Origin of the sequence: Nocardioides sp. (genome assembly GCF_035503875.1) — a bacterium.
Classification (GTDB): domain Bacteria; phylum Actinomycetota; class Actinomycetes; order Propionibacteriales; family Nocardioidaceae; genus Nocardioides.
Genome location: NZ_DATJTA010000026.1, coordinates 90,766 through 105,674, shown reverse-complemented (window position 1 = coordinate 105,674; position 14,909 = coordinate 90,766). Strand labels below are relative to the sequence as shown.

The window sequence follows — 14,909 nt, the reverse complement described above, 5'->3', positions numbered from 1 at the left end:
GGCCTGCAAGGTCGCCTCGATGAGCCGGGGCCTGGACCGGCACCGGGTCGCGCTCGTGGACGCCGCGGTCGCCGCCGCGGTGGCCTGCGCCCCGGGTCGGGTGCTGCGGATCGCCGAGGCCAAGATCATCGAGGCCGACACGCAAGCCCACGCCGAACGAGTCGCCGAGCAGCGCCGCAACCGCGGTGTCGTGCTGACCCCAGCCGACGAGCACGGCCTGCGGATGCTGATCGCTCGGTTGGAGACCGCCGACGCGGTGTGGGTCGACGCCATGATCGACCGGGTCGCCGACCTCCTCGCCGCCGATGACGACCTGCGCGCCACCCACCACCCCGACCTCCCCGCCGACGTCGGCAAGGACGAGCTCCGGGCCGTAGCGATGGGCTGGCTCGCCCGCCCCCACGACCTGGCCGAACTGTTGGGCATCCTCGACGCCGCCGACGCGGAGGAAGCGGTGGACGCCGAGCGGAAGCGTCGGCGTCCGAGTGCGGTGTTGCACGTCCACCTGCACCAGGCCGCACTGGACGCCGGTGTCGGGGTGGCGCGAGTGGAGGAGCTCGGCCCCCTGCTCCTGGCCCAGGTGGTCCGGCTCCTCGCGCACGCGAACGTCACCCTCCGCCCGGTCCTCGACCTCGCCGACGCCGTGGCGGTCGACGCCTACGAGCACCCCACCAGCGTCCGCGACCGCACCGCAGTCCTCGTCCCGGCCGACGCGTTCCCGCACTCCACGACCCTGACCCGACGCGTCGACCTCGATCACGCCGTGCCGTACGACCCCGGCGGACCACCGGGCCAGACCGGCGACCACAACGCCGCCCCACTCACCCGGCGACACCACCGCGCCAAGACCCACCTCGGCTACCGCGTCGAGCAACTCGACCGTACGACGTACCTGTGGACCACACCCCACGGGCTACAACGCCTCGTCGACCACACCGGCACCCACCTGATCGACGCGCCAGTACGACGCGCCCCCTTCCGGTCAGACGACTGACGGTCGGCGGCGTCGATCGTCCAGCTTGGTCCAGAGTGGGTAGTCGTTTGCGAGGTGTTGCACTCGCCGGCGGAAAAGACGCGGAGCCTGAGATACCGTCGCGCATGTCTCTCGCAGCGCATGAGTACGGCCTGGCTCTACTCGCCGATACGTACGGTTCCGACCGCTGCTGGCCCTGAGGCCCGCAGCTACACCGCAACGACGCAACGCATAGGTACGCCATCACGCGTCGGGTTGCTCAGGTCTCTCTCAATCCCGCGTGGGCTTCTGAGGAGGCGCTCTGGGTCGAACACCACCGCGAGAATCGCTCGACAGTCGGGATGCTTTGGATAGCGCCCCGCGTCTATCAGCAACTCTTCGGCGACCTTTCGGTCTGTCAGGCCAGGCCGCGTCATCTTCAATTCGATCACGACGCCGATCTCGGGAAGCTGGAAGTCGGCCCGAGAGGCCCCACCCGCGTGAATGGGCGTGGGATCTTCGCGCCTGACGTCGTCGAAGAGAGCGATGAGCAGGGCCTCCACCACGTCCTGAAGCTGCTTCTCGTTCGTAACGACGGCGGGCAGAGCACGAACGTAGTCCCCGATACGACGGAAGATCGCTTCCAGCTCATCGAATGTCTGGTCGATCGATCCAACTCCGCGCATAGCGTCACTCAGGAGGCCTCGTTGTTTCTCCAATTTCTCGCGGACGGGACTAAATGGATTCGCCCAACGCTCGCCGAGAACGAACCTCCCCTGATCATCCTTGATCGGAGACTCCGCCAGCGGGTTTGCTAAGAACGCCTTGATGTCGTTGATGCCAAAGAACCCGCCATCGAAGCACTTGTGGAACTCTTTACGGTCGTCCTCTGCGAGATGCTGTTTCGCCCGGCTCATCCAGTCGCGGTACCGGCGGCGAAGGTCGTCGACTTCTGTACGCGGTGCTTCGTCGAGCGCTTGCCAACGCTCCATCTGAGCCTCAAGGGCTTCCGACTCTCGGATCAGCGATGCGATCTCGTCCGAAGGACGACTGACGACGGCCATGGCGGGAACGTACAGGGCGTGGCCGACACGAGTCGCTCGGTTGATCCGGCAGCTCAACGTCAACTAGTGACCGGCGGCGAGGGCTTCGCGGCGGAATGCCGTACACGCTGCGGCAAAGGCGGGACGTCCACTGACAAGAACCAGGTCGCTGCCGATCGACGCATCGACGTCAGCGCGCTCAGGAATCAGAGCTTGGCGAGACGCTTCAGTAGCTCCGTGGACATGGCGACCGCCTTCTGGGCGTCCGCCTCGGTTGGAGGGTTTGCCAGGAAGTAATCCGCCTGCGTGCGCATGGCACGAAGAGCGACACCGAGGTCACCGACATGCTTACAGGCCGCGTGATCCGAGGTGTTGCTAGCCAAGCCGCCGGAGCGCATGAACTGCCAGACCTGCTCGTGGCTGGGCTTCTTGCCGCTGTAGCTGAGGCCTAGCGCTACCGCCTTGTCTCGCGTCGAGCAGTACGCCGCATAGTACGCGCGGCCAACGGAGGTTCGGATTTCACTGTCCGTCACGTTCGCGCTGTTCAACAGCTTCGCAGCAAGCGAGAGGAAGTGACTCCACGCAAACATCACGAGTCATCTTCTACGCTGAGAGCGTCACCGACCGCGTCCCACCGCAAGGGATTGCCGGCCAGCACAACGCTGATGTCTCCATAGGGTCGAGGTCTGTTGCTCCGCTCGATCAGATCATCCTCGACCTCAATCAAAGCCCGTTCTAGCTCGATCAAACGGTCTTGGCTAACTTCATCGTCGACTGGGAGGTCGATCTCGATGAAGAAATGTGACGGTCGCCCGTTCCACCGGTTGACTGAGGCGGTGACCCGGTACGGAACCTCAGCGCCGAAGATCTGATGGACGAGTTCCAGATGACGATCGAGCACGATTCCGCCGCCCCGACGGTTGTGGAACCATCCTTCAGCCTTGTCGCCAACCACGAATGGGGGTGGCTCTGGGAACGAATCCGCGTCGCGCGTGCTCATGAGAGGAGCCTACGAGCCAAGTGAACGTGGGCGCCCCCTCCCAAGGGCTTGGCTCGTGGAGGGCGGGCGTTCTTGGGAACAGATGTTACCGAGAGAGACCTGTGAAGCAGGCGGCGCTGACGCAGGTTGCCGGCAGCACTCATCGCGGCATGAGCGGGCGGTAGGGCTCAGTCGTCGTCGTCCTGCTCCAAGTAGTCCTGGATCACTTCGAGGACATCAATCCGCCACGCTGGCTCGGTTGCCTTGACCATCGCCAACGCCTCCTCCGCGCTCGCAATCCTCCATGTCAGGAAGCCATCTGGAAGCGGCGCGCCTTCGGGAGCCAGGGCCGAGGTGATGATGTCGCTTCGCGAGACCGCGATGTAGTCGTTCCAGTAATAGTCATCGAGCACGTCGAGGACCCGCGCTCGCTCGTCGACGGAGAGCGCATCCAACGAGGCAACCGTCTCGGTGCGCATCCCCACCGAGGGGTCAGGGAGGGCAACCGTGTGCGTCACACCCTTCGAGTCCAACCACATGGTCCGAACCGTATCCAGGTCGTCGCGCAGTGCACGGACATCGGCAGGAGCGTGCGCTTGGGGCGCTGCCGATCTGCGTGTCCCAACGAGGCGGGTGGTGCCGAGGGGTCGTTTCCTAAGTGGAGGGGACAAGGTCGAGTGGCCCACCCATTCGGGTCTAAGTCAGTCGGCATACTCCTTGCTGTGATGGACGAAGTGGAGTTCTGGGATCTCATCGCACTCGCCGAGGGATCCGCTGACGAGACTGCGGTTCACCGGATCTGGTTAGGGCTACGTGTGAGGGAGCCTGACGAGATCCTGGGCTTTGAGGACCGGCTTGCTGAGGTCCTCCATCGGCTCGATCTAAGGGTGATCGCCAAGCAGCGTTGGCGCGACGTCTCGGAGCCGTCCTGGCTGCCGCGCATCCCGGGTATCAGTGAGGACGGCTTTCTTTACGCCCGTTGCTCTGCTGTCCTTCAGGGGCCGGGCATGGTCGCGCGAATCCTTGCCGAGCCGCGGGCCTTCAAGCGGCGGTGGGATGTGCGCGCGGAGGAGTTGCTCTACGTCGGCCCCCAGGCGTACGAGGCTGTCACGGGTCGGGCGTGGGACTACCGCTACGAGACTCCGGTCAGTTATGAGACCGGGTCGAACCCGGCGGGCGGCTGGAGCTAACTCCCGCGACCAGAGTGAGAGGATGTGGCGCTGTCGTCGTGGCGCTCCACGTTGTGGAGAGACCTGAGGAACCGCCAAGGCGGAGAGTCGACAACATAGTGTCGGCGTCCGCTGATCAACGCGAGGCATAGTCGACGCGAAGTCCCACACACTGAACGTACGCTCATCGGCATGTCCGACCGCTTCTGGATGGCGCGGACAGGCGGTGGTATGGCCTACATCGGACTCATCAAGGGTCGGCATCCGGCCAACTGTCGGTGGTGCCGGTCAAACTGGAGCGCATGGGGAAGGATCGGAAGCGCCGGGAGCCGCGCCGAGAGCGCAAGCGCACAAAGGAGACTTTGAGCGAGTCGCCGATCAAGGTCGCCATCGCTACTACGCCGCAAAGCAGCACGGGAAAGCGTCGGGCGCTCGATCAGGACACCGAGTTGACCAAGGCAGCGCTGCTCTACGCCGACGAGGTCGAATTGGTGAGCCTCGGCATGTCGATGTTCGATGAGCTCCGTCAAGTGATTGACGCGGGGGAGTTGGGTGGCTACGGATTACTCGCCTCGCTTGACGACGACACCATTAACTACCTCGCGACCCGCGGGGGGTCCGAGAACAAGTTGCCGCCCGACTGGCGGCAGACGATTGAGGCGGCCCTGTCCGTGTCTCCGGAAGCCCTTGAGGCGCTCGGTGTCGAAGGTGCTGGTCAATTGCGGGAGTTGCAGGAGATGGCTGCCGAGCAGGGGCGCCGCACACAGCAGGACCTAACGAACCTCCTCGACGAGCAAGGCGCTACCGAGCTGGTGACGGCGATCCGGGGTGGGGCAATCAAGGTCGCCGAACTCGGCGCGTCCCCCTCCTCAACGTTGCGGCCGGCCGACCTGGACCCGGCCGACAGCACCGACACCCAGATGTGGAACTGGATCGACGCGCTCGTTGCTCGGCTCACCGACAAGAAGACCCGCCTTCTCTTCGATCGCGATGCAGGGAGCCTGATCCAATCCATGCTGGAAGAGGGGATGATCCCGGCCAACCCTCAGGGCCTGCGCCTCGCGGCACAGGCAGCCCTCGGCGCGGGCTTCACCGAGCGTCTGCCCGCCTTTCCGACCGCCAAGATGGACGAACTGCTGGACATGCGGAGGGATTTGGCGCTGCCACTCGCCCGTTACCGAGGCGCGGTCGCTCGATTCTCAAAGGACATGCCGCAGGTCGTTGGAGAAAACCTTGATTTCGAGGTCGAGCAACTCTGGATCGAGACGGTGAAGCCGACCCTTCTCGGTCTGGAAGATGAGATGGCCGACCACGGGTTGGTGCGGGAGATCGCTCGGTCGCTGGACGTTCAGAACATCCGCGATTTCGGCGGTTGGACAGCAGGCACGTACTTCGCGGTTGCGAGTTCCACAGCACTCGACGCTCTGGCCACCGGATTTATTGCGAGCGCTGCAGGGGGAGCGGCGACGGTCGCACTGGAAGCCGTCAGATCCAGGCGAGAGGGGCAGACCGGGCCGAAGGCGAGCGAGCTCTACTACCTCTACGAGGCGAACCGTCGTCTCGCCTGAACGGATCGCGCTCACGTCATAGTGGGCGCTTGGGGCTAATCCGAGTACTGCCGGAGCCAGGAAACTCGCGATCCCTATTCATCCTGATGGTGGTCTGTCCGAGATCGCTGTAGACGGGCGACGGCGGGTGTCGTGGCCGTCAGGCTGAACGAAGAACCTGCTGAGTCGGCGTGGCCGCTCCGAGGCGAAGCACGAGGTAGACCACCCCGGCGGTGGCCCAGCCGGGTCGGGTCGCTCGCACGCCTACGCTCGACATTGTGCCCACCTCCTCGGAAGAACCGCGCCTACTGACCGACGACAGCCCCCTGCCCCTCGACCTCGACGAGCGGGTGGGCGAGCAGCTGACGTTCATCGCGGAGGCGGATCGGCTCAAGACGGTCCTGCGCGCCTCGCCGCTGGCGGCGGTGGACCGGCGGGAGAACGACGCCGAGCACTCGTGGCACCTGGCGCTGATGGTCATGCTCCTCGCGGAGTACGCCGACGAGCCCATCGATGTCGGGCACGCGATGCAGCTGGTGGTCGTGCACGACCTGGTGGAGATCTACGCGGGCGACAGCCCGGTGTTCGACGCGGCCGCGGTGGTCGGCCAGCGCGAGCGGGAGGAGGCGGCGGCCGAGCGGCTGTTCCCGCTGCTGCCGGAGGACCAGGCGGCCCGCGTGCGGGCGCTGTGGGACGAGTTCGAGGAGGGCCGGACACCGGAGGCGCGGTTCTGCAAGGCGATGGACCGGCTGGAGCCGATGCTGCTCAACTGGCTCAACCAGGGCGGCACCTGGCAGATGCCGGGCGCCACCGAGTCGACCGTGCGTGCCCGCGAGGCCGGAGTGGTCGCCGGATCCACCTCGCTGGGGGCCGTCACGGGCCGGCTCGTCGAGGAGGGACTGCGGCGCGGCTGGATCCGCCCGGACGGAGGCTGATTCGGAGAGCGGGAGCAGGGGTATCTACTCGTCGGTAAGGACCGGCGAGCCACGACCAGGAGCCCCGATGACCAGCACCCGTCCCCGTTCACTCCGATCGGCGCTGGTCGGTGCGGCCGCGCTCGCCCTCACGCTCGGCTTCGCACCGGCCGCGTCCGCCGCGCCCAGCGCACCCAGCGATGTCGTCGCCGGCGGCGAGCCGATCGACTACGTCGCCCTCGGCGACTCGTACAGCGCCGGCCCGCTGGTGCCGGCGCAGCGACCCGACCCGCTCGGCTGCCTGCGCTCGACGAACAACTACCCGGCCTTCCTCGCCGGCTACTTCCGGGTCCGCAGCTACGTCGACGTCACCTGCTCGGGCGCGCAGACGGCCGACCTGGACCGGCGCCGTCAGGAGACGATCGTTCCGGGACCCAAGCCGGCGCCGCAGATCGACGCGCTCAGCGCGGAGACCGACCTGGTGACCGTCGGCATCGGCGGCAACGACCGCAAGCTCTTCGGGTCGATGATCGAGGTCTGCGAGGCCGTCGCCAAGCTCGATGCGAAGGGCGCGCCCTGCCGACGCCACTTCACCAACCGGCGCGGCGTCGACACCAAGCTCCGGGACGCCACCAAGATCCAGGCCAACGTCGCCCGGGTGCTGCGCGCCGTCGCCCGGCGCGCCCCCGCCGCGGAGGTGTACGTCGTGGGCTACCCGCGTCTGCTGCCCCAGCGCGGCACCTGCAAGGCCGTGAAGTTCGCCGCCGGCGACTACCGCTGGGGCAACCGGATCGAGAAGCGCCTCAACCGCTCGCTGCGGCGCGCGGCGGCCGCGACCGGCGCGACGTACGTCAACCTCTACCCGGCCTCGCGCGGGCACGACGCCTGCGCCGGCAAGGAGGCCTGGATCAACGGGAGCACCCTCCGGCCGCTCCGCGCCGCGAACTTCCACCCGTTCCTGCGTGGCATGCGCGGCGCGGCCCAGGAGATCTACCGCCGGCTCACCGGCGGCCGGACCGCTCCGGGGCACGTGGTCGCCCAGCCGCCGCTCGGCTCGACGATCCGGTAGCGGCTATCCGAGTGACGAGGTCCGGGCCACGAGCTCGGGCGTGAAGAGCACGTGCCGGTGCCGGTGACCGGGGTCGGCCGCCTCGTCCAGCAGGAGCTCGGCGGCGGCACGGCCGAGCTCCTCGCGTGGGCGCCGCACGGAGCTGATGGGTACGGCGGCCGCGCCGGCGAAGCCGATGTCGTCGTACCCGACGATGGCGAGCCGGCCGGGGACCGGCGTCCCGGCCCCGACCGCGTGCTGCAGCAGGCCGAGGGCCAGCAGGTCGTTGGCGCAGAACGCCGCGGTCGGACGGGAACGGCTCGGCAGGTCCGCGAGGCGCTGGCCGGCGTACCGGCCCTCGGTCACGTCGAGGGCCGTGGTCTCGAGGACGACGAGCGCCTCGCGTGGAAGCCCGGCCGCGGCCCAGGCATCGCGGGCGCCGCGCAGCCGGTCCGCGACCTGGCCCAGGCCGAGCGGACCACCGACGAACGCGACCCGGGTGTGGCCGCGGTCCACGAGGTGCTCCACCGCCAGGCGCCCGCCGAGTACGTCGTCGACGGCCACCGTGCAGAAGGCGGAGTCGGACCGGGTGCGGTCCACGATGACGACCGGAGTCCCGTTCCCGCGTAGGTCGCGCAGGACGGCGGCGTCGGGATCGACGGGCGTCACCAGGATCCCCTGGACGCGTTGCTGCTGGAGCAGGGCGATGTGGGCGGCCTCGCGGGCGGCGGTCGACGCGCTGCTGCAGAGCACGAGGGAGAGCCCGAGCGACTCGGCGGCGGACTCCGCCCCGCGGGCGACGTCGGTGAAGAACGGGTTGCCGATGTCGAGCATCACGTAGGCCAGGGTCCGGCTCGTCCCGGCGCGGAGCTGGCGGGCGGACTCGTTGCGCACGAACCCCAGGTCTGCCATCGCCTCCTGGACCCGTGCCCGGGTCGCGGCGCTCACCCGGTCCGGTCGGTTGAGCACATTGGACACCGTGCCCACGGAGACACCCGCCGTGGCCGCGACGTCCTTGACCGAGGCGATCGGCTCGGCGCGCGTGATGCCCATCGGGTCAGATCAGTCCGCGCCGGACCGCCGACACGATCAGCTGGATGTTGTGCTCGACGCCCCAGTCCTTGCGCAGCGCCTCCAGCCGGCGCCAGGCCGTCGCCTTCGAGACGTTGCAGGTGGCCGCGGCCTCCGCCGTCGTACGTCCCTCGGCGAGCTCGCGCACCAGCGCGAGCGTCAGTCGATCCTCTCCACCGCGCTCCCGGTCACCCACCTCGTCACACCCTTCCCGCCGCCCGAGTCGGCCCTGGAACGATTCAGGGCCGCGCCGCGCAGTGTGTCAGCCGCCACGCGGAATTGAAAGGCTTCAAAGACAACCTCACGCGCAGTTGCGAGCATCGCCTCAACTTCTCCGCCGGGTGATGCGCGACCCGTCTTGCCTATGAAACGGTTCATCGCCAGTCGTGACGGTCGTCACGCGGTTCGACGCCCCGGAGGTGCGTCGGGCCTCGGTTCGAATGGATGGGAAGAGACGTTGACGAGAACTCTCGCCGGCCGGCCGCTGCGCCAGCGGCCGGTCAGTCGCCTGGGCATCGCCGCCCTCGCGATCGGGATGGGGGCCGCCGCCCTCACGCCCGTCATGACAGCGCAGGCAGCGCCGCTCGCCGCGGCGTCTGCGCTCGCGCCGGTCGCGCCGCAGGTCGCGGTGACCGGCCTGGAGGTGAACCACCTGTTCTCCCCGATGGGGATCGACGACGCCAAGCCGGTCATCTGCTGGGGCTTCGAGTCCAACGTGGTCGGCGCCAAGCAGGTGAGCTACCGCATCGAGGTCGCCAAGGACGCGGGCTTCAGCAGGCTCGCGTGGGACAGCGGCACGGTCGCCTCGGACGAGTCCACCGACATCCGCTACGGAAGCACCGGCCAGGCCGACCCGCTGCGCCCCGAGACCGACTACTGGTTCCGCGTGACCGTCGTCGACGACCGCGGAGTCGCCACGACGTCCGCCGTCTCCCGGTTCTCGACCGGCCTGATGAACAAGCGGATGGGCGCCTGGGACGGCGCGCAGTGGATCGGCAGCACGAAGACCCAGCTCGACGCCAAGTCCGCGTCGATCTTCGACGTCCAGAGCACGTTCCAGATCGCCACCGGCGACAACGTCTCCTACGTCTTCGGTGCGGACGACGCGCGGTTCACCAGCGAGTTCCGCAACGTGTACGGCGCCCCGGGCGGCGAGAACTTCGCCCGCTTCGAGCTCGACCTGTCCGGCGTCACCGCCGACCCCGACACCAACACCGGCGGCGTGGTCAACATCTACCGCAAGGGCTACCACGCGACCGACGGGGCCGGCGACACGCCGTACAAGTCGGTGCGGCTGGTCGACAGCACGGTCGCGGCGGTGCGGACCCTCTTCACCCCGGCCAACAAGAACGCGCCGCACACCCTGCGCCTCCAGGGCAACGAGAGCGCGATGACCTACACGGTCGACGGCACCGCCATCACCGGCTTCGGCACCAACGCCACGAACGGCACGGTCACGGTGGCCGCGGGCCGCCCCGGGGCGAAGTTCAACCTCAACGTCTCGCCGAACTCGACGATCGACGACGCCCAGGTGCACACCTTCGTCACCGGCGGCAACTACAACACCTTCCCGAACCTGAACTCGGTGGGCTTCTCGGTCAGGAACGTCAACGACGACGTCACCGTCACCGACTACAAGATCGTCGATGTCGGGCAGAGCGCCAAGCGCACGCTGTTCGACTCGACGACGGGTGCCAACTACAGCATCTTCACCGCCCCCGCCCTGCCCAACTCGGGCATCACGGCGGCCGGCAACGCGATCCGGATCAACCCGACCGCGCCGAACCAGCTCGGCCCGAAGTACGCCGACCCGTCCTACGGTGCGCAGACCCAGGTGCGCTCGGAGTTCAAGCTGGACCCGGCCAAGGACATCGCGAAGGCCCGCCTGAACGTCACCGCGCAGGGTGCCTACGAGATGCACATCAACGGCAAGCGGGTCAGCGAGGACTACCTCAACCCCGGCATGGCGACCTACGCCAAGACGCTGAACTACCACACGTACGACGTCACCGACATGCTGTCGCCCGGTCAGAACGCGGTCGGCGCCCTCCTGGGCCCCGGCTTCTTCACCGGGATGATGACCTTCACCGGCAACAACTACAACATGTTCGGGGACACCGAGGCGCTGCTCGCCCGCATGGTCGTCACCTACACCGACGGGACGACGGACACCATCGTCACCGACCCGGCGACCTGGCAGTCCTACAACGACGGCCCGAACCGCTACGCCGACAACTTCCAGGGCGTGACGTACGACGCCGCGAAGGAGTCGAACACCACCGGCTGGACGACGACCGGCTACAAGAACGGCCTGCTGAGCAAGTGGTCGCCCGCCGAGGTCATCCCGCTCAAGGCCGGGCTGACCCCCGACCTGGTCGCGCGCCAGGACAAGCCGATCCGCGAGGTCGAGCGGCTGAGCGCCCAGCGGGTGCTCGCGACGCACAGCGACGACGACACCACGTGGACCTACGACATGGGCACGAACATGGTCGGTGTCCCGAGCATCACCATCCCGGCCGGCTCGCTGAAGGCCGGCGACGAGGTGATCTTCCGCTTCGGCGAGACGATCTACCCCGGCAACGGCGACTCCCCGAACACCACCTTCCCGGGCATCGACCCGCGGCCTGACCAGGCGGTGGCGCGGCCCTACTCGAGCCTCTACGGCCCGAACGGCACCTACCGCCCGGGCGTCGCCGGTCAGATCCTGACCGACACCTACCGGGGCGCGCTGGCGCAGGACAACTACGTGGCCTCGGCCGCCGACGCGACGCGCGACGTGACCATCACGCCGAACTTCACCTTCCGCGGCTACCAGTACATCGAGGTCACCGTCCCGGGTCGCAAGACCTCCCTCCCGCTGGAGAACGTCGAGGGCATCGTGCTCTCGTCGATCGACCTGCCGGAGAGCACCTACGAGGCCACGACCAGCGACGACAACCACACCGGCAAGCTGGCCACCCAGTTCTTCAAGAACGCCCAGCGCAGCCAGGTCGGCAACTTCTTCTCGCTGCCGACCGACTGCCCGCAGCGCAACGAGCGGATGGGCTGGACCGGTGACCTGCAGGCCTACGCCCGCTCGGCGACGTACAACTCGACCGACAGCCAGGCGTTCCTGCGTCAGTGGATGGTCGCGCTGCGCGACGCCCAGGGTGCCAACGGCAGCGTCGGCACCACCGTGCCGATCATCAGCATGACCGGTGACCTCGGCACCGCCATGCCGGCGACGCCGACCTGGGAGGGCGCGGTCGCCCAGGCGCCGTGGCAGCTCTACACCCAGTACGGCGACACGCAGATCATCGAGGAGAACTTCGCGACGATCCGCAAGTGGCTCAACGGCTACGCCAACCAGCCGCTGAACGCCGCCTACCCGGGCCTGACGGCCGGCACGTCCAGCCACGCCGACCACATCAGCATGGACGCCAACACCGGTCCGCACATGGTCAACCAGGCGATGTACCTCTACTTCCTCGACGTCTCGTCGAAGATGGCGGACATCATCGGGGAGACGGCGTACGCCGAGCAGCTGCGGCAGCGCTACACCCAGGGCGTGGACAGCTTCAACAGGCTGTACGTCGACCCGCAGACCGGCTTCACCCGGAACGCGACGCCGGGGGCGACCTTCCCGGCCCACACCCTGCAGGACTCGCAGGCGTCCTACGCCACCCCGCTCGCGCTCGACCTGTTCAGCGAGGAGATGAAGATCCAGGGCGGGGCGCACGCCGGCAAGACCTACAAGGAGTTCGCCACCGAGCGGCTCGCCGAGCTCATCGCCGACCCGGCGAAGAGCAACAACGGGGCCGGCCCGCTCGCGGGTTCCGGCATCTTCTCCGGCGGTCAGGCCAGCAACCGGCCGTACACCATCACCACCGGCTTCAACGCCACGCCGAACATCCTCCCGGCGCTGACGAAGACCGGCGAGATCGACACGGCGTACAAGCTGTTCAGCAACGACGAGTTCGCCAGCTGGCTCTACCCGGTCACCCTGGGCGCCACGTCGATGTGGGAGCTGTGGAACTCCTACGAGCGGGGCTTCGCCCCGGGCGGCAACAGCCAGATGAACTCGCAGAACCACTTCGCGCTGGGTGCCTCGCAGCAGTGGATGTACGAGTACCAGCTCGGCATCACCTCCGACGGCGGCAAGGGCTACAAGGACTTCGTCCTGCAGCCCGTCCCCGGTGGCGAGTTCACCAAGCTGGAGGGCAGCTTCGACTCCAGCTACGGCCTGATCGAGTCCGCGTGGGAGGCGGAGGGCGGCGAGATGACGTCGTACGCCACCACCGTCCCGGCGAACACCACGGCGACGCTGTACCTGCCGACCGACACCGACGTGAGCGGCTTCCGGGCCGTGCCGGGCGTGTCCTTCGTCGGCATGACCGAGCGCAACGGGCTCGACGTGGCGCAGTTCGAGCTCGGCGCCGGTGGCTACGAGTTCGACATCGACGGTGCGACGGTGACCGCCACGCTCGACAGCGACTACGCGGTCGACGAGTCGGCCGCCGCGTCGTCCGTCTCCGCCGCCGCGGTGTCGGGCACCTACGGCAAGGCGACCACGGTCGTCGCCACGGTGACCGGCGCGAAGCCCACGGGCACGGTGACCGTCTCGAAGGGTGCGACGGTCCTGGGCCGCGCTGCCGTGACCGGCGGCGTCGCCCGGGTGTCGATCCCCGGCACCGCTCTCGGTGCGGGTGCGCACTCCCTCACCGTGGCGTACGGCGGTGACAGCGCGAACGCGAAGTCCTCGTCGAGTGTCACCGCGCGGATCGCCAAGGCGTCCTCGCGGCTGCGGGCGACGGTGACCCCGAAGCGTGCCAAGGCCGGGACCCGGCCGACGGTCCGGGTCACCGTGAGCGTCGCCGGCGTTCGTCCGGCCGGTCGGGTCGTCGTGCTCCGCGGCCGCAAGACCATCGCCGCGGGCCGGCTCACCGCATCGGGCAAGGCCGCCATCCGGCTCCCGAAGCAGCGCCCGGGTGCCCGCCGGCTGACCGTGCGGTACGTCGGTGACGCCAACGTCGCCGGCAGCAAGCAGACGGTCACGGTTCGGGTGGTCAAGCGCCGCTGACCTGCGATCCCAGGGGTCCCCAGTCGCTCGGGCGGCTGGGGACCCCTGTCGTTGTTCGCCTACAGTCGCCGCGTGATCGATGAGGGCGGGCGGTGAGCGACGACCCGACGTCCCGGCCGGCCCGGATGGACGACGTCGCGAAGCTGGCCGGCGTCTCGCTCGGGACGGTGTCGCACGTCCTCAACCACCCGCACCGGGTCGCCCCCCGCACCCTCGACCGGGTACGCCGCGCGATCGAGGAGCTCGGCTTCGTCCCGGACCGCCGCGCCCGGTCCCTCGCGGGCGGGGTCAGCTCGATGATCGGGTTCGTCGTCATCGACCTCACCAACTCCTACTTCGTCGACATGGCCCGCGGTGCCGAGGAGGAGGCCAACCTCGCCGGCATGAACGTCGTCCTCGGCAACTCCGACATCCAGGCGGAGAAGGAGCGGACCTACCTGCAGCTCTTCCACGAGGAGCGGGTCGCCGGCATCCTGCTCACCCCGATGGAGAACCTGGCCGACCAGGCGTGGCTCTCCCACGAGTGGCGGCGGGAGCTGGTCCTGCTCAACAGCGAGGCCGACGTCGACCGCTGCAGCGTCGTACCCGACGACGAGCTCGGGGGCTATCTCGCCGCGCGCCACCTCATCGACGTCGGGCGCCGCAACCTCGTCTTCGCGGGGGCGCTGTACCACCTCGCCCCGGTCGCGAACCGCCTGCGGGGCGCCGAGCGCGCCGTCGCCGAGACCAACGGGGCGGTCCGGATGACGACCCTGACCGCCCGGGGACTCCGTCCGCACCACGGCCGCGACATCGGCTCCCAGCTCCGCGACCTCCCGGCCGAGGAGCGACCGGACGGCGTCGTCGCCGCGGCCGACCTGCTCGCCCTGGGAGTGGTGCAGGCCCTCTCCCACCTGCCCGGGTTCCGCATCCCCGAGGACCTGAGCGTCGTGGGGTACGACAACAACCAGGCGTCCTGGGAGAGCGCGATCCCGCTCTCCACCGTCGCCCAGCCCGGCTACGAGATCGGGCGCACCGGCACGCGCCTGCTCATCGAGGAGATCCGCGAGCCCGCGCGCCACCTCCACCAGCGCGTCCGGCTCGATCCGCAGCTGATCGTGCGGGCCAGCTCGGACCCGAGGGCCTGA

Annotated in this window: 12 protein-coding genes and 1 pseudogene; 7 read left to right on the top strand and 6 right to left on the bottom strand. The window is 68.5% G+C overall.

Annotated elements, in window-relative coordinates:
• Positions 1-994, top strand: a pseudogene (locus VMF51_RS06705) (hypothetical protein); the annotation flags it as partial.
• A 188-nt stretch (positions 995-1,182) separates the two neighbouring features.
• On the opposite strand, the gene VMF51_RS06700 reads toward VMF51_RS06705, so the two are convergent.
• The 4 genes from VMF51_RS06700 to VMF51_RS06685 form a co-directional block, all read right to left on the bottom strand.
• Positions 1,183-2,016 (bottom strand): hypothetical protein, encoded by an 834-nt coding sequence (locus VMF51_RS06700; RefSeq protein ID WP_325473634.1) that lies wholly within the window; start codon positions 2,014-2,016, stop codon positions 1,183-1,185.
• A gap of 185 nt (positions 2,017-2,201) precedes the next feature.
• On the bottom strand, positions 2,202-2,588 hold the full coding sequence (locus tag VMF51_RS06695; protein WP_325473633.1) for a hypothetical protein: 387 nt from the start codon (positions 2,586-2,588) through the stop codon (positions 2,202-2,204).
• Positions 2,585-2,995 (bottom strand): hypothetical protein, encoded by a 411-nt coding sequence (locus tag VMF51_RS06690; RefSeq protein ID WP_325473632.1) that lies wholly within the window; start codon positions 2,993-2,995, stop codon positions 2,585-2,587. Before VMF51_RS06690 ends, VMF51_RS06695 begins: the two co-directional genes overlap by 4 nt.
• A gap of 167 nt (positions 2,996-3,162) precedes the next feature.
• On the bottom strand, positions 3,163-3,513 hold the full coding sequence (locus VMF51_RS06685) for a hypothetical protein (RefSeq protein ID WP_325473631.1): 351 nt from the start codon (positions 3,511-3,513) through the stop codon (positions 3,163-3,165).
• A 186-nt stretch (positions 3,514-3,699) separates the two neighbouring features.
• Between VMF51_RS06685 and VMF51_RS06680 the strand changes: the two genes are divergently transcribed.
• The 4 genes from VMF51_RS06680 (at position 3,700) to VMF51_RS06665 (ending at position 7,673) form a co-directional block, all read left to right on the top strand.
• Complete coding sequence (locus VMF51_RS06680) at positions 3,700-4,164, top strand: DUF4240 domain-containing protein (RefSeq protein WP_325473637.1); 465 nt, start codon at positions 3,700-3,702, stop codon at positions 4,162-4,164.
• Positions 4,165-4,424: 260 nt separating this feature from the next.
• Entirely contained in the window at positions 4,425-5,711 is a 1,287-nt protein-coding gene (locus VMF51_RS06675; RefSeq protein ID WP_325473630.1) for a hypothetical protein, read from the top strand.
• Positions 5,712-5,968: 257 nt separating this feature from the next.
• A complete protein-coding gene (locus VMF51_RS06670) occupies positions 5,969-6,625 on the top strand; it encodes an HD domain-containing protein (RefSeq protein ID WP_325473629.1) in 657 nt (218 codons plus the stop codon).
• A gap of 67 nt (positions 6,626-6,692) precedes the next feature.
• On the top strand, positions 6,693-7,673 hold the full coding sequence (locus tag VMF51_RS06665; RefSeq protein WP_325473628.1) for an SGNH/GDSL hydrolase family protein: 981 nt from the start codon (positions 6,693-6,695) through the stop codon (positions 7,671-7,673).
• A gap of 3 nt (positions 7,674-7,676) precedes the next feature.
• Here VMF51_RS06665 and VMF51_RS06660 read toward each other — a convergent pair whose 3' ends face one another.
• Positions 7,677-8,705 (bottom strand): LacI family DNA-binding transcriptional regulator, encoded by a 1,029-nt coding sequence (locus VMF51_RS06660; protein WP_325473627.1) that lies wholly within the window; start codon positions 8,703-8,705, stop codon positions 7,677-7,679.
• 4 nt (positions 8,706-8,709) lie between these two features.
• Entirely contained in the window at positions 8,710-8,919 is a 210-nt protein-coding gene (locus tag VMF51_RS06655; RefSeq protein ID WP_325473626.1) for a hypothetical protein, read from the bottom strand.
• A 261-nt stretch (positions 8,920-9,180) separates the two neighbouring features.
• Between VMF51_RS06655 and VMF51_RS06650 the strand changes: the two genes are divergently transcribed.
• Both VMF51_RS06650 and VMF51_RS06645 read left to right on the top strand, forming a co-directional pair.
• Positions 9,181-13,782, top strand: a complete 4,602-nt coding sequence (locus VMF51_RS06650; protein ID WP_325473625.1) for a family 78 glycoside hydrolase catalytic domain — start codon at positions 9,181-9,183, stop codon at positions 13,780-13,782.
• Positions 13,783-13,874: 92 nt separating this feature from the next.
• On the top strand, positions 13,875-14,909 hold the full coding sequence (locus VMF51_RS06645; RefSeq protein WP_325473624.1) for a LacI family DNA-binding transcriptional regulator: 1,035 nt from the start codon (positions 13,875-13,877) through the stop codon (positions 14,907-14,909).